Genomic DNA, 15552 nt, shown 5'->3' on the forward strand with positions numbered 1-15552 from the left:
TCTTGCGCACGTGGTCCTCCAGGGATCACTGGAACGATCGGGTCGCAACGATCCCTGTCCCGTCACTCCCTTCCCATTCCTCGGAGATGAGAACTTCACAAGGAACGAGCACGGGATCCGGCGCCCGGGCGGGGGCGCCGGATCCCGTGGTCTCAGGCGGCGTCCGGGTGCGCCGGCGGGCAGGGCGCCTGCACGTCGGCCGCAATGAGGTCGAGGGCCTCCCGGACGAGGGCGCCGAGGCGCTGGGCGGTCCCGGCCAGGTGTTCCGCGTTGACGCCGGTGGAGACGTCGAGCAGCCGGAGCCCGGTGGTGCGGCTGCGGGAGAACTGCACCCGCATCCGGACGCTGTGCTCGTCGGCGAACCACCAGTCAACGACGTTCACCCGGTTCAGCCGCTTCACCTCGTCGAGGTTGTGGAAGTCGACGAAGTTGAACGCGACCTGGTAGAGCATGCCGTCGGCCAGCTGCCGGATCCGCCCCAGCGGGAACCGCCGGTGCGGCTGGGCCGCGCGCTCCGCGTCGAAGGCCGCCCGGGCGAGGCCCGCCCAGGTCTGCCCGGAGACGTCGGCGACCAGCGGCGGGACGTTGAGCAGGACGCCGAGGAGCCGGTCGGAGCCGGCCTCGTCGAGCCGCCCGTTCATCTGCACGCCGGACGCCACCACCGGCTCGCCGGTCAGCTGCGACATCGCCCAGAAGTGCGCGGCGAGGTACAGCGACTTCTGCGGCGTGCCGATGCCCGCGGCGACCTCGCGCAGCCGGGTGTCGAGCTCCGTCGGCAGCTCGGCCCGGTACTTCCCGTCGTCCCCGGGCAGTTCCGGGAGCTTCGGGTCGGGCAGCCGGTCGACGACGCCGGTCCAGAACGCGCGCGTGCGGGGCGAGTCGACGGCGGCCCGTTCCGCGGCGACGAAGTCGCGGTAGCGGGACGCGGGCTCCAGCCGGCCGACGACCTCGCCGCCGGCCAGCGCCGTGTCGTACGCCTGGAGCAGGTCGGTCATCAGCTGCGCGACGCTCCAGCCGTCCAGGACGACGTGGTGCAGCGCGATCGAGACCTGGAACTCCTCGGGCCCGCGCAGCACGTGGCAGCGCAGCAGCGGCGCCGTCCCGATGTCGAACGGGTCCGCCACCTCGCGGTCCCACCAGGCGCGCAGCTCGGCGTCGGGGTCGTCGCCGGCCGGTCCCTCGACGACGAGCGGGATGCTCGCCGTGCGGTGCACCAGCTGCATCGGCTGGCCGTAGCTGCCGATGTCGAAGGAGGTACGGAGGATCTCGTGGCGTTCGGTCATCGCGTCCAGCGCCCGCCGGAGCGCGTCGGCGTCGAACCGGCCACGGAGCTGGACGCTCGCCAGGTCGTGGTACAACTCCGGCCGGTCGTCGGCGAGTTCGCACTCGTAGAGGATGCCGAGCTGCATCGCCGCGGTCGGGTAGGCGTCCTCCACGTCGGCGGGCAGCAGCCGCTCGTCGAGCTGGAAGCGGGCCGATCGCGGTGTCTCGGCGGTGTCCTGCGAGCGGTCGCACTCGGCGGCCAGCTCGGCGATCGTCGGGTGGGTGAACACCCGCTCGACGGTGACCGGCAGACCGGCCGCGCGGGCGGCGATGCCGACCCGGATCGCGATGATCGAGTCGCCGCCGACGGCGAAGAAGTCGTCGTGCCGGCCCGGGGAGCCGAAGCCCAGCTCGGCCTCCCAGATCTCGGCGAGCGCCCGCTCGGTCGCGCCGCGCGGCGCGTCGCCGCGGGGCGCGACGGACGGGTCCTCGGCGACGGCGCCGCGCGCCGCGTCCGGCCGTGGCAGCGCGGCGGTGTCGAGCTTGCCGTTCGCGGTCAACGGCAGCGCCTCGCACCGCACGATCGCGGACGGGAGCATGTAGCCGGGGAGCCGCTGCGCCAGCAGTGTCCGCAGGTCGGGCAGGTCCGGTCCGGCAGGCACCGCGTACGCGACGATCCTCGGCTGCCCGGGCACGTCCTCGCGCAGCAAGCAGGCCGCCGCGCGCACCCCGGGCTGGTCGAGCAGGGCGCGCTCGATCTCGCCGAGTTCGATCCGGAAGCCGTGCAGCTGCACCTGGTTGTCGGAGCGGCCGCGGAAGACCAGCTCGCCGTCGGCCCGGCGGACGGCCAGGTCGCCGGTGCGGTACAGCCGGTCGCCGGGCGCGCCGAACGGGTCGGGCAGGAAGCGTTCGGCGGTCAGCGCGGGCCGGCCGAGGTAGCCGCGGGTCACGCCGGGCCCGCCGACGTACATCTCGCCCTCCACGCCGGGGCCGACCTCGCGCAGCTGCGGGTCGAGGATGTGCACCCGCACCTCGCCGAACGGGCCGCCGATCGGGCTGACGGCCGCGTCGAGGTCGGCGAGGTCCAGCGGCCGGATCGTCACGTGCACGGTGGTCTCGGTGATGCCGTACATGTTGACCAGGCGCGGCCGGGCGATGCCGTGGTTGCGGACCCACGGGCGCAGCGCCGCGGGTTCCAGCGCCTCGCCGCCGAAGACCACCAGCCGCAGCGCGTGCGGCAGGAAGCCGGCGCTCTCGGCGGCGCCGGCGAGGTGCTTGAACGCGGTGGGCGTCTGGTTGAGGACGGTGACGCCCTCGGCGCGCAGGAGTTCCAGGAACGCGGCGGGGTCGCGGCTGGTGAGGTGGCCGACGACGACGAGCCGGCCGCCGTACAGCAGCGCGCCCCACAGCTCCCAGACGGAGAAGTCGAACGCGATCGAGTGGAACAGCGTCCACACGTCGTCCGGTCCGAATCCGTAGCCGTCGGCGGTGGCTTCGAACAGCCGGACCACGTTGGCGTGCGGCACCACGACGCCCTTGGGCAGTCCGGTGGAGCCGGAGGTGTAGATGACGTAGGCGGTGTTGCCGGGGCGGACGTCGACCTCGGGCGCGGTGGCGGGCGCGTCCGGCGGCACGTCGCTCAGCCGCACCACCCGGCGGCCCGGCGCGGCGAGTGCGGCGGCGTGCTCGTCGTCGGTGACGACCAGGTCGCAGCCGGCGTCGCCCAGGACGTACGCGAAGCGGGAGCTGGGGTGGGTGGGGTCGAGCGGGAGGTAGCCGGCCCCCGACTTCAGGACGGCGAGCACCGCGACGACCAGGTCGACGGTGCGCTCGGCGCACAGTCCGACCAGCCGCTCCGGGCCGGCGCCGAGCGCGACCAGCCGGTGGGCGAGCCGGTTCGCGGCGGCGTCGAGTTCGGCGTAGGTCATCGACCGGCGGCCGTCGCCGACGGCGACCCGGTCCGGGTGCGCCGCCGCGACCTGCGCGAACAGTTCGTGCAGGCAGCGGCCCTCGGTCCGGCTCGCCGGGGGGCGGCGGGTGTCGGCCACCAGCTCGTCGAGCGCCGCCTCGGGCCGGCCGACGGCGGTGTCCAGCAGCTCGACGTACCGGCGGAGCAGGCCCTCGGCGCGCTCGGGGTCGAACAGCGCGGTGTCGTACTCGACCGTCACCTCCAGGTCGTCGTCGCCGGTCTCGGTGATCTCGACGGTGAGGTCGAACTTGGCCGTCCCGGTGTCGGCGGCGAGCGGTTCCAGGTCGAGCCCGGCGAGCGCCGCGTGGGGGCGCCGCCGGCCCTGGTAGGCGAGGGCGACCTGGGTCAGCGGCGGGCGGGACAGGTCGCCGTCGCGGGCGAACTCCCGGGCCAGCTGCTCGAACGGCACGTACTGGTGCTCCAGCGCCTCCAGCGTGGTGCGGTGGACGGCCGCCGCGAGCTCGCCGAAGGTGCCGCCGTCCGGCCGCAGCCGCACGGGCACCGTGGTGGCGAAGAAGCCGACGACGTCCTCCAGCCCGGGGTCGGGCCGTCCGGCGGCAGGCGAGGCGATCAGCATGTCGCGGACCCCGGCCAGTTCGCGCAGCAGCGTGCCGAGGGCGGCGGCGCAGACCGCGTACGGGGTGGTCCGGGTCCTGGTGGCGGCGCCGACGACGGCGGCCAGCAGCCCGCGGGCCCGGGCGGTGGTGCGGCGGCCGCGGTGTGCGCGCACCCGGGGCCGGGGTCGGTCGGTGGGGAGGTCCAGGACCACCGGCGCGTCGCGCAGCAGCTCCCGCCAGGGGGTGAGGTCGGCGGCACTCTCCCGGCCCCAGCGCGCGAAGTCCCGGTAGCTGCGGGTGGCGGGGGCGAACTCCGGGCTCCGCCCGGCGGTGCGGGCGGCGTAGGCGGTGGCCAGGTCGCGGTCGAGCAGGTCCACGGTCCACCCGTCGGAGACGATGTGGTGGGTCACCAGTACCAGGACGTGCTCCTGCTCGCCGAGCCGCAGCACGGTCGCCCGCAGCAGCGGGGCCCGGCCGAGGTCGAAGTGCGCGGCGGTCAGTTCGGCGACCAGCCGGGGCGCGTCCTGCGGACGGTCGGTCAGGTCGACCAGCTCGACCGTCGGCAGCCCGCCGTCGCAGTGGGCCACCAGGTCGCCGTCCTCGAAGACGAACGAGGTGCGCAGTTGCTCGTGCCCGGCGACGACGTCGGCGAGGGCCGAGGTGAGGGCGGCGAGGTCGAGCGGCCCGCGGACGCGGGTGACGACGGGGATGTTGTAGGACGTCCCGGCGGTCTCGTTCAGGTGGTCGAGGAACCAGAGGCGCCGCTGCCCGAGCGAGGGGACGAGCGGCGCGTCCGGGTCGTGCGGGACGGCGGTGGGCGCGGCCGCCGACCGGTCGAGCACGGAGGCCGTGCCCGCGACGGTGCCGGCCGCGAAGAACCCGCTCATGGTCAGGCCCGCGCCGAGCCGGGCCCGCAGTCGCGACACGATCCGCGCCGCGTGCAGCGAAGTGCCGCCCAGCGCAAGGAAGTCGGCGTCCCGGGCGACCTCGTCGAGGCCGAGCACCTCGGCCCAGACGGCGGCGACGGCCTGCTCGGTGGCGCCCTGCGGCGCGGCCGTCCCCACCCGGACGCGGACCTGCGGCAGCGCGGCCCGGTCGAGCTTGCCGTTCGGGGACAGCGGCAGCGCCTCCAGCGCGACGTAGACGGTGGGGAGCATGTTCTCCGGCAGCGCCGCCGCGAGCCGCTCCCGCAGGACGTGTTCGGGCACGTCGCCGACCACGTAGGCCGCGAGGTGGGCGGCGTCGCCGTCGCCGCGGGCCGCCACGGCGGCGGCCCGGACGCCGGGGATGTCGGCGAGCAGCGCCTCGACCTCGCCGGTCTCGATCCGCACGCCGCGCACCTTCACCTGGTGGTCGAGGCGGTCCAGGAACTCCAGCGCGCCGTCGGTCCGCAGCCGGACGCGGTCGCCGGTGCGGTACACCCGCGCGCCGGGGACGCCGGAGAACGGGTCCGGCACGAACCGCTCGGCAGTCAGCTCAGGCCGGCCCTGGTAGCCGCGGCCGACCTGGACGCCGCCGACGTACAGTTCGCCCTCGCCGCCGGGCGGCACCGGCTCGCCGTGCTCGTCGAGGACGTGCAGGTCGGTCCGCGGCACCGCCGTGCCGATCGGCACCACGGCGTCCTCGGCGTCCGGCCGACACCGCCAGTGGGTGACATCGATCGCGGTCTCGGCCGGGCCGTAGATGTTGTCCAGCTCGGCGCCGAGCCCACTGGCGTGGAAGCGCCGCACCAGCGCGGGGCTGAGCGCCTCGCCGCCGGCCACCACCTGCCGCAGCGACCCGCAGCCGGCCGGGTCGGCCGCCTCCAGGAACACGCTGAGCATCGACGGCACGAAGTGGGCGACGGTCACGCCGTGGCGGCGGACCAGGTCGGCCAGGTAGTCCGGGTCGCGGTGGCCGCCGGGCTCGGCGACCACGGTGCGAGCCCCGGCCACCAGGCCCCACAGGCTCTCCCCGACGGACACGTCGAAGCCCACCGGGGTCTTCTGCAGGACGACGTCCGCGGGCGTCATCCGGTACTGGTTCTGCATCCACAGCAGGCGGTTGACCAGGCCGGCCCGGGTGTTCATCGCCCCCTTGGGGCGGCCGGTCGAGCCCGAGGTGTGGACGACGTAGGCCAGGTGCCGGGGGTCCGTCGGGCGCGGCGGCATCGGCCCGCACGCGGCGATCAGCGCCGCGTCGGCGTCCACGCGCACCGTGGCGGCGTGCGCGCCGACGCCCGCCGCCTCCAGCGCGGCCCGCCGGCCGACGACCACCGGCGCCCGCACGTCGTCGAGCATGTACCCGATCCGTGCCGCCGGGTAGGACGGGTCGAGCGGGACGTACGCGCCGCCGCTGAGCAGTACGGCGACCAGCGCGACGAGCTGGTCGACCGAGCGGTCCAGCAGGACGCCGACCCGGACCTCCGGGCCGACGCCGAGGCCGGCCAGGTGGGCGGCGAGCCGGCCGGCCCGGTCGGTGAACTCCCCGAAGGTGACGTCGAGCGTGCCGTCGGTGACGGCGACGGCGTCCGGGGTGGCGCGCGCCCGGTCCAGGATCAGCGCCGCCAGGTCCGGCGGGCTCTCGTCGTGGTACGGCACGGTGTGCCCTTCTCCTCCTGTCACCGCAGGCTCGCCGGTCGCATGTCGGTCCACACGGCCGCGATGTGCTCCAGGCACTCGGCCCTGGACCCGGTCGGCCCGCCGGTCCGCCAGCCGGTGGGGACGGGCCGCCCGGCCGGCCAGATCGAGTACTGCTCCTCGTCGTTGACCACGACCAGGTAGTTGGCCTCGGACTCCGCGCTCATCGCCGAGCCCCCGTTCCCACCATCGGCGCCATGCAGGACAGCAGCTCGTCCAGGGCCTGGTAGAAGCCCTCGATCTCGGCGACCTCGTTGTACAGGTACGCCGACACCCGCAGGGCCTCGCCGCCGGCCAGTTCGGTGACCAGCGGCTGGGCGCACATGTGGCCGCTGCGCACCATGAAGCCGTGCGAGTCGCTCAGCAGCCGGGCGATCTCCCCGGCGGGGACGCCGTCGGCCAGCCGCAGGGTGGCGATCGGGATCCGGTCGACCACGTCCGGCGGGCCGATCAGGCGCAGCTCCGGGCGGGTCAGCGCGCCGCCGACCAGGGCGGCGCTCAGCTCGTCGGCGTGCCGGTGGCGGTCCGGGCCGTCCGTCGCCTCCAGGTATCGGACGGCCGCCGCGCAGCCGATGATCGAGGCGATCGGCGGCGTCCCGGCCTCGAAGCGGAACGGGATGCGCCGCTCCACGCTGCCGTCGAGGTCGACCCAGTCGACCATTCCGCCGCCGACCGCGAGCGGGCGCAGCTTCGCGAGCTGCTCGCTGCGGCCGAACAGGCAGCCGACGCCGGTCGGTCCGAGCATCTTGTGCATCGAGAACGCCATGAAGTCGACGCCGAGTTCGTGGACGTCGATGCGCTGGTGCGGCAGCGACTGCGCGGCGTCGAGCACGATCACGGCGTCGCAGGCGGCGCGGATCTCGGCGACGAGTTCGGCGACCGGGTGGAGCACGCCGGTGACGTTGGAGCAGTGGTTCAGGGCGACCACCTGGGGCCGCCCCTCCAGGAGCTTGCGGAAGTGGTCGCGGTCCAGGCGGCCGTGCTCGTCCACCCCGGCCAGGTCGAGGCGGCCGATCCGCCGCCAGGGCAGCAGCTGGGAGTGGTGCGCGTCTAAGCAGCCGACGATGTACGGGTCGTCGGGCAGGTCGAGGCCGCTGGCGACCAGGTTGAGCGCCTCGCTGGTGTTGCGGGCCCAGACCACCTCGTTGGTGGCCGCGCCGATGTGCCGGGCCAGCACCACCCGGGCGGCCTCGTACGCGTCGGAGGCTTCCTCGGAGAGCCGGTGCTTGCCGCGGTGGATGTTGGCGCCGTTGGTCTCGTAGTACTCGGTGACGGCGTCGATGACCGGGCGGGGCTTCAGGGTGGTGGCAGCGTTGTCGAGGTAGGAGATCCGCTGCCCGTCGATCTCGCGCAGCAGCGCCGGGAAGTCGGCCCGGTAAGGGTTCTGAGCGGTCATCACGCCCCCTCCGAGGAGATGTGGGAGATGCAGGGTTGGAACTTTCCGCTGCGTTCGCTAGCGATGTAGTCGACGGCCCGGAGCCGGGCGGTGGTCGGCGCGAGGGCGTCGGCAAGCCGGGCTTCGAGCGCCGCGAGGTCGGCGGGCTCCGGCTCGGTGTTGGTGACGTAGCGGAAGGTGAAGTTGCCGCTCCGGTCCTGTTCCAGCTGGTAGAGGTCCATCCAGCGCGGGTCGCCGACGGCGGCGTCGACGGACGCGGGGGTGACGACGCCGCCGCCCGGCAGCCGGACCAGGTGGGTGCCCCGGCCCTCGATGCGGACCTCCGGGAGTTCGCTGCCGCACGCGCAGGAGGCGCCCAGCGGGGTGAACCAGTCGCCGGTGGCGTAGCGGATGCGCGGGATCAGGCTGTCGTCGAGCGTGGTGACGTACAGCTCGCCCATCCGGCCGTCCGGCACGGGCTCGCCGTCCCGGACGAACTCGGGGTAGAAGTCGACGTCGTTGATGTGGCGCCGGCCGTGGTGGCACTCGAATCCCAGGTAACCCAGCTCGGACATGCCGATCATGTCGCCGATCGGCACGTCCGGCCCCATGAAGTCCTCGATCTGGCGCCGGGCGATCCGGGTCATCAGGGTGTAGCCGCACACGATGTGCAGCGGGCGGGGCGAGGCGATCCGCCGGCCCAGCCGGCGGGCCGCGCGGGTGAGGAACGCGAAGTGCGTGGGGTCGACGACCAGCATGTCGGGCTGGTAGGCCTCGATCTCGTCGAAGGCCTTGGTGAGCTGCCAGTCCGGGGTGGCCAGCAGGTCGTGGGCGACGGTCAGCACCAGGGTGCCGTCCGGGAGGGTCCGGTCCTCCATCGAGGAGAAGCCCGTCGCGCATTCGACGTCCGAGCAGTTCGGCGGCGCGAACCGGCAGATCCTGGGGCGCGCGCCCGGCCGCCACAGCGAGTCGAAGCGGCGGTTGACGCCGAGCGCGGTCGCCTGCCGACGCGCCAGGTCGTAGGACAGGATGGCGCTGTTCAGCCGCTCGCCGGACGTCCCGGAGCTCTGGAAGCGCATCACCCCCGCGGAGCTGAGGGTGTATCCGCCGGCCAGCACGCCGGCCGGGAAGTTGCGCCGGTAGTGGGCCTTCGCGGTCGGCGGGATCCGCCGGAAGTCTGCTGGGTCTTTGATGTCCTCGGGCCGCAGGCCGTTCGCGACCATGTGGTCGCGGAAGAACACGGTGTTCTCGAACGCGTAGACGATCTCGTCCCGCACCGCTTCGAAGCTCGCCACGTCGGTCACGCCATGGCCACCATCAGCGAGCGGTCGCCGGAGTACGGCCTTCGCCCGTGGGCGAACTGCTCATTGTCGACTACCAGGACGTCGCCGGCCTGCCAGGGGAAGGTGATCTCCTCGGCGGCGTACACGGCCCGGATCTCGGCGAGGTCGGCCGCCTCCAGCGGCGAGCCGTCGCCGTACATGGCGTTGCGCGGCAGCTCGTCCTCGGAGAAGCTCTCGCGCAGTTCGCGCTCAACCTCGGCGGGCAGCGAGCTGACGTGGAACAGGTGCGCCTGGTTGAACCACACCTGCCGCCCGGTGGTCCGGGACTTGATGCTGGCCTGGACCACCTGGCGGGTGCGGAGCCGTTCGCCGCCGAGCCACTCGACCTGGATGCCGTGTTCGGCGCAGTAGGCGGTGACCTCGTCGCGCTCCTCGGTCTGGAACGCCTCCTGCCAGCTCAGGTCGAGGCCGTTGCCGAAGTTGCGCACGTACATGACGCCGTGCCGTTCGAAGCGCTCGCGGGTCGCCGCCGACAGGCGCTCGTACACCCGCGCGCTGTCCGCGAGCGGCGTCTCGCCGCCCTCGGCCGCCGGGACGACGCTGGCGAAGAACAGCGTGGCCGGCCACGCGTCCGCGTAGGACATCTCGTTGTGCAGCGGGATGGCCTGGTCGGCCGGGTACTCGGTGGAGGTGAAGACCTTGCCGTCGACCCGGGTGCGGGGCGTGGAGCGGTTGGTGTAGTCGAGCAGCTCCCCCGACATGGCGGTGGCCAGGTCGGCGAGCCCGGTCGGGTCGAGCGGGCTGAAGCCGCGCAGCAGGACGGCTCCGTGCTCGTCGCGCAGCCGCTTCAGGGTGTCGCCGGAGCCGGACAGCCAGTCGCGGGCGTCGAGCCCGGCGACCACCGGCTCGCACCGCACCGCCCGGGTCCCGTCGAGCAGCGGGGCGGTCCGTACGAGGTCGCCGCCGCCGACTGACACCGGCTTGCGCTGCCGGCTGAACCGGCTGGTCGTCCCGGTCTGTTCGGACGTCATTCCCCCGCCTCCTTCTTCTTCAGGAGCTGGTCGATCAGCTCGGCGAGCTCGGACACCACGGGCCGCTCGAACAGGTCGCGCAGCTTGACACTGACCTTGAACTCCAGGCGCAGCTTCGCGATCAGCTGGGTGGCGAGCAGCGAGTGCCCGCCGATCTCGAAGAAGTCGTCCTCGGCGCCCACCCGGCTCAGCAGCAGCACCTGCGCCACCACGGCGGCGACGGCCCGCTCGGTGCCGGTCCGGGGCTCGACGAAGGAGCCGGCGGCCGCGTCGTAGGAGCCGGGTTCGGGGAGCATCGCCGCGTCGATCTTGCCGGTGCTGGTGAGCGGGAAGGACTCCAGCGCCACCAGGTGTGCGGGGATCATGAACTCGGGGAGGCGTTCGGCCAGGAACTCGCGGAGCCACTCGGCGGATCCGCGGCTGCCCTCGGCGTCGATCAGGTAGCCGATCAGGTGCGCGGCCATGCTCTCGCCGGTGTGCACGACCAGGCTGCCCGTCACCCGGGGGTGCTGCCGCATGACGGACTCGATCTCGCCGATCTCCACCCGGAAGCCGCGCACCTTGATCTGGCGGTCGATCCGGCCGAGGAACTCGACGCTCAGGTCGGGCAGCAGCCGGGCCCGGTCGCCGGTGCGGTACATCCGGGCGCCCGGGGCCTCGCTGAACGGGTCGTCGAAGAAACGTTTCTGCTCCTCCGCGGTGCCGGTCAGGTAGCCCTGGGCCACGGAGTTCCCGCCGATCCACAGCTCGCCGGGGACGCCCACCGGCAGCGGCCGCCCCTCGGCGTCGAGGACGTAGGCGCGGGCGTGCCGCATCGGCCTGCCGAGTGGCACGGTGGAGGTCAGAGCGGCCAGCTCGTTGCCGGTGACCTGCCCGCAGAGCACGCCGACGGTGGTCTCGCTCGGGCCGTAGTGGTTGTACAGCCGGCAGTCGCCCAGGAAGGTCCGGATCATGTTGAACGCGCCCCAGGCGAACGGCTCGCCGCCCAGCACCAGCGCCTGACGCGGGATCAGCCGGACCGGGTCGTCGGCGACCGCGAAGACGGCCTCCAGGTGGGACGGGGTGATCTTGAGGAGGTCGTACTCCTCCTGGGCCAGCAGCTCCGCGAGTGCCTGTGCGTCCGCCGAGACGTCGGCGGCGACGACCCGCAGCCGGCCGCCGGTCATCAGCGGCGGGAACAGCGCGGTGTTGCCGAGGTCGGTGCCCAGGCTGCTGAGCGCGACCGCGTCGACCTCGCCGTCCAGCCCGAGCCGGTCGAGGACGCCGTCCAGGTAGGCCGCGAGCTGCCCGTGCCCGACCAGCACGCCCTTCGGGGCGCCGGTGGAGCCGGAGGTGAACAGCACGTACGCCAGGTCCTCGTCGGCGCTCTGCACGTCGAGGCGGCCGGCGTCGTGCCGCATACATACTGTCAGATCCCTGTCGACCAAAATGACGTCGCAGTCCGTGGGCGGCTCCGCGTCGGCGGTGGCGACGACGTGGCGCAGGCCGACGGCCTCCGCGATGGCCGACCGGCGCTTGGCCGGCAGCCGGGGGTCGACCGGGACGTAGCCCGCGCCGGCCTTGGCGATCGCCAGCATCGCCACGATCGCCAGGTCGGACCGTTCGAGGCAGAGGCCGACCGAGCCGCCGGGGGCCACGCCGCGGCCGGCCAGCTCACGGGCCAGGCGGTTGGCCGCCTCGTCCAGCTCGCGGTAGCTCCAGGAGCGGTCGTTCGTCCGCAGCGCGGTGCGGTCGGGGAAGCGGTCGGCTGCCTGCTCGACCCGCCGGTGCCAGTGCGCGGGGCGCTGCGCCGGGGGCTGCGCGGCGTTGGCGGCGGCGACCAGCTCGCGGGCGGCGTCGGCGTCGAGCATGGCGACCGAGCCGACGGTCGCCGAGGTGTCGCCGGCCAGGGCCGTCAGCGCGGCGCGCAGACAACAGAGCAGCGCCTCGGCGCCGCCCTCGGCCAACCCCAGGACCTGGTGGCGCAGTTCGATCCGGATCCCGTCGCCGGTGCGGCGGGCCCGGACGGCGACCTTGCGGGCGTCGCGGGCCGCCTCCACCCACAGGTCCGCGTACGGCAGCGCCGCGTCGGACGGCAACTCGGCCGGCTCACCGAAGGCGAAGCCCGTGACGCCGCCGGCGCGCTGCGGGAGCGCCTCCGCGAGGCTGTCGGCGAGCTCCGCGGGCGCGGCCAGCTCCCGGTTCACCGCGGCCAGCAGACCGGCCAGCGCGGTGTCGGCGGACACCTCGACCAGGACCGGCAGCGGGCTCTCGAACTGGCCGACAGCCGTGGCCAGTTCGCTGAACCGGCGGCCCGGCAGCATGGCGTCGACCGCGAGCGACTCCGGCCGCCCGGTGGCGTGCCAGAGCGCGACGATCCAGCCGGTCAGCAGGACGCCGCGCAGGCCGTCCTCGGACGGGCCGGCGAGGTCCCGCAGCGACTGCGCCAGCAGCGCCGGGACCGTCCACGCCGTGCTCTCGTGGCCGGTCTCGGTGGACCGGAGCTCCAGCGGCAGGCGCAGCGGCGGCAGGGCGGTCAGTTGCGCCCGGCGCTCGGCCGCGGCCTCGGCCTGCTCCGCCGCCGGGGCCGCCTCCTCCAGCTGGACCTGCGTGTAGTCCGCGTACTGGACGATGTCCTCGCGGCTCCACGACGCGCCGTTCAGCTGCGCGCCGTAGGCCTGCTGGAGATCCCGGAAGAAGACCTCGGCGGACGCCTCGTCGATGCTCAGCCGGGGCGCCGAGAGGACCAGCGACCGGCTGCCGTCGGCGTGGGTGAACAGGACCAGGCGCAGGGCGTTCTCGAAGCCGTCCGCGGCGGACTCGGCGCGGACCAGGGCGGCCAGGGCCGCGTCGTCGCCCGCGCCCTCCGCCAGCTCGGTCCGCGGCTCGTCCTCGATCACCATCAGCCGGGTGCTGTTCTCGCCGAGGACGGTGCGGTAGGCGGAGCGGAGGCTCTCGTGCGCCGCGGCCACGTCGTGGAGCGCGCGTTCGAGCACCGCACGGTCGATCGGGCCTGCGAGGCGCACCCCGGCCACCGTGCGCCCCGGCGCTCCGGCGGGGGCGAGGCGAAGGAGCCGCTCCTGCTGGCGGGAAAGACGGAAACCCTCCCAGGACTGGGTCACCGGTTCTCCTCCGGATCGATCCACAATTCGCCTCCAGTGAATGTGTTCCAGGTCTTGATCGTGTCCGGGCCGAAGTACTCGGCCGCCATCTTCCAGAACCCCGCGTATTCCGTCGGAAGGTCCACCAGGGTGTGACCGACCTGGGGGGGCATGTGCGCCAGGACATCGCCGAGCTTCAGCCGGAGGATGTCCAGGTACTGTTCGCGGTCCAGCGGTATTTCCTCGCCGGTCCGACGGTCCTTCAGTTCGGGCGTCCCGCTCGGCCGCATGATCCGGCGGAAACTCTTTCCGAGTGAGGCGTAGCTCATCACGGAGAAGGTGAAGATCACCTTCTCGACCTCGGGGCCCACGATCTCCCGGACCACGACCCGCTTGCTCTCCGGAATGGAGTCGGGGTCGTCGTTGTGCAGGCCTTCGGTGCCGTAGGAGCCGTGGAAGAGCCCGGCGAGGCAGACGGACTCCTTCGCCTTCATGTCCTGCAGAATGGCGCAGGCGCGGAACATGTGCTCCACCAGGGTTCCGTCCTGGTGCGCGACCTTGTGCATGCCCAGTCGCACCAGGTCGTCCCGATATGTCTCTGGATCAAACACTCGACGCTCCCTCCTTGCTCTCCTGAGTGCTGTCGCCGATGTCGAGATCGGAGACGGTTCGAATGCGCGGGAACGGCGAGAGGAACGTCATGGCGGCGGGGACGAGGAATCCGACGCCGATGACGGCCAGCGTGGTCCGGCCGCCGAAGGCGTCGCCCAGGAAGCCGGCGGTGAGCGCGCCGATGGGCAGCGTGCCCCACACCACGAAGCGCATGGCGCCCGTCGTCCGAGCCATCAGATGGGCCGGGGTGATCATCTGACGGATGCTGATGACGTTGATGTTGAACAGCGGCTCGGCCGCGGTGACCAGCAGGTATCCGAGCGTGAGCGCGGCGATCGCCAGGGGCGACCGGCCGCTGGACATCGCCAGGAACAGGCCGCCGAGGCCGCCGACGCACATCGACAGCACGATGCACCAGCCCAGGCCGCGCCAGGCGATGATCCGCGCCACCACCAGGACCGCGAGGAACGAACCCACGCTGCCCACGAAGACGACCACCGCGACGGTCGCCGAGCTCAGCTTCAGCTCGCTCTCCAGATGCACGAAGAAGATCGTGATCAGGGCGCTGGTCAACAGGTTCCAGGTCGCGGCGATGGCGGCGTTCCAGCGCAGGAAAGCCGATTCGCCGACGAACCGGAGACCGGCCTTGAAGTCCCGCCAGATCGTCGAGCCCTGCCGCCTGGCCGGCCTCCGGTCGGGCGCGCGGATCGAGTGCACGAACAATGCCGAAAGGGCGTACGAGGTGGCGTCTACCAGGATGGCGATCGGCGCCGACACGGCCTTCAGCAGCACCGCGGCGAATCCGGGCCCGGACATGTTGCCGATCGACCTGCTGGTCTCCAGCCACCGGTTCGCCGTCAACAACTCTCCGGCGACGACGACATCGGTCAGAGTGCTCTGATAGGCGATGTCGAAGAAGACGGTGCACGAGCCGACCACGAAAGCAACCGCGAACAGCCACTCGATGGTCAGGGAGTGCGAGAACATCAGCACCGGAATCAGCAGCAGCGTCGCGGCCCGGACCCAGTCCATGATGATCAACACCCGGCGCGAACGCCAACGGTCGATCAGGACGCCGGCGAAAATGCCGAACAGCAGGAACGGCGCGCGCGACAGCGCGTTCAGGGTGCCCACTTCCGAGGCGCGGGCGTCCAGAACGGCGAGGGCGGTCAGCGGAAAAGCGATGAGACTGACCTGTGAGCCCATGATCGAGATGGACTGCGCACTCCAGAGCCTGCGGAAGTCCGGCCGTTCTGCGGCGAACGACCACCATTTCCTGCCACCTGCCGCCTTACCGGTCATCGGTCTTCCACAGATTCTCCCGAGCCTCCACGAGAAACACAGACAATCAACACCTCTTGGTCACCGCGCAGGGCGGAGCACCCCACGGCGCCCGGTGCTTGATCGTGCCCAGTTGTGCTTCCCGGCCGCTTCCGGGCCACTTCCACACCGATTCGCCCAGCGCGCCGGCCCGCCCGGCCCGCACCCGGCCACCCGCCCTTGACCGGCCATTGACCGATTGATCAAGTCTGCTTACGCTCTGTATTGTTCGGGTCTTGACAAGCCCATCCGCCCGATGGAAGCTCCGGGGGTCGCCGACCACAGATCTCCGCCGCCCTCCGCGGGAGACTGGACCGGCTCATCGACCTGACGGGGGTGCGTGTGGTGCGGGAGGACATTGCCATCACGTCGCCGGCGGGCATCACCATTCGTCCCGGCCCGCCCCGCGGACCCCTTGTCGACTGACATTCGTCGACGGCCTTG

8 protein-coding genes are annotated in these 15552 nt (G+C 73.0%); all 8 read right to left on the reverse strand.

Features of this window, described 5'->3' with window-relative positions; genetic code table 11:
• Positions 1–152: 152 nt before the first annotated feature.
• Genes ACZ4WV_RS00520 through ACZ4WV_RS00555 form a run of 8 tightly spaced genes read right to left on the reverse strand, consistent with a single transcriptional unit; the run spans position 153 to position 15090 of the window.
• On the reverse strand, positions 153–6368 hold the full coding sequence (locus tag ACZ4WV_RS00520) for an amino acid adenylation domain-containing protein (protein ID WP_465741261.1): 6216 nt from the start codon (positions 6366–6368) through the stop codon (positions 153–155).
• Between the two features lie 20 nt (positions 6369–6388).
• Positions 6389–6574, reverse strand: a complete 186-nt coding sequence (locus ACZ4WV_RS00525; RefSeq protein ID WP_465741263.1) for an MbtH family protein — start codon at positions 6572–6574, stop codon at positions 6389–6391.
• Positions 6571–7803, reverse strand: coding sequence for an aminotransferase class V-fold PLP-dependent enzyme (locus ACZ4WV_RS00530; RefSeq protein WP_465741265.1), 1233 nt, complete (start codon positions 7801–7803; stop codon positions 6571–6573). The genes ACZ4WV_RS00525 and ACZ4WV_RS00530 overlap by 4 nt, the downstream gene beginning before the upstream one ends.
• The gene (locus ACZ4WV_RS00535; RefSeq protein ID WP_465741267.1) at positions 7803–9086 is read right to left on the reverse strand and encodes a phenylacetate--CoA ligase family protein; all 1284 of its coding nucleotides are present in this window, start codon (positions 9084–9086) and stop codon (positions 7803–7805) included. Before ACZ4WV_RS00535 ends, ACZ4WV_RS00530 begins: the two co-directional genes overlap by 1 nt.
• On the reverse strand, positions 9083–10096 hold the full coding sequence (locus tag ACZ4WV_RS00540) for a TauD/TfdA family dioxygenase (protein ID WP_465741269.1): 1014 nt from the start codon (positions 10094–10096) through the stop codon (positions 9083–9085). The genes ACZ4WV_RS00535 and ACZ4WV_RS00540 overlap by 4 nt, the downstream gene beginning before the upstream one ends.
• Positions 10093–13197 carry a non-ribosomal peptide synthetase gene (locus tag ACZ4WV_RS00545; protein WP_465741271.1) on the reverse strand — a complete coding sequence of 1035 codons (3105 nt, stop codon included), beginning with the start codon at positions 13195–13197 and terminating at the stop codon, positions 10093–10095. The genes ACZ4WV_RS00540 and ACZ4WV_RS00545 overlap by 4 nt, the downstream gene beginning before the upstream one ends.
• Positions 13194–13787, reverse strand: a complete 594-nt coding sequence (locus ACZ4WV_RS00550; protein WP_465741273.1) for a DUF6817 domain-containing protein — start codon at positions 13785–13787, stop codon at positions 13194–13196. The genes ACZ4WV_RS00545 and ACZ4WV_RS00550 overlap by 4 nt, the downstream gene beginning before the upstream one ends.
• The gene (locus tag ACZ4WV_RS00555) at positions 13780–15090 is read right to left on the reverse strand and encodes an MFS transporter (RefSeq protein ID WP_465741275.1); all 1311 of its coding nucleotides are present in this window, start codon (positions 15088–15090) and stop codon (positions 13780–13782) included. The genes ACZ4WV_RS00550 and ACZ4WV_RS00555 overlap by 8 nt, the downstream gene beginning before the upstream one ends.
• Positions 15091–15552 lie beyond the last annotated feature (462 nt).

This window comes from Kitasatospora sp. NPDC029312 (genome assembly GCF_055569215.1).

Excerpts from the sequence above, each read along its gene's own strand:
- ACZ4WV_RS00525 (WP_465741263.1), bottom strand. The coding sequence starts at position 6,574 with ATGAGCGCGGAGTCCGAGGCCAACTACCTGGTCGTGGTCAACGACGAG.
- ACZ4WV_RS00530 (WP_465741265.1), bottom strand. The coding sequence starts at position 7,803 with ATGACCGCTCAGAACCCTTACCGGGCCGACTTCCCGGCGCTGCTGCGC.
- ACZ4WV_RS00540 (WP_465741269.1), bottom strand. The coding sequence starts at position 10,096 with ATGACGTCCGAACAGACCGGGACGACCAGCCGGTTCAGCCGGCAGCGC.
- ACZ4WV_RS00555 (WP_465741275.1), bottom strand. The coding sequence starts at position 15,090 with ATGACCGGTAAGGCGGCAGGTGGCAGGAAATGGTGGTCGTTCGCCGCA.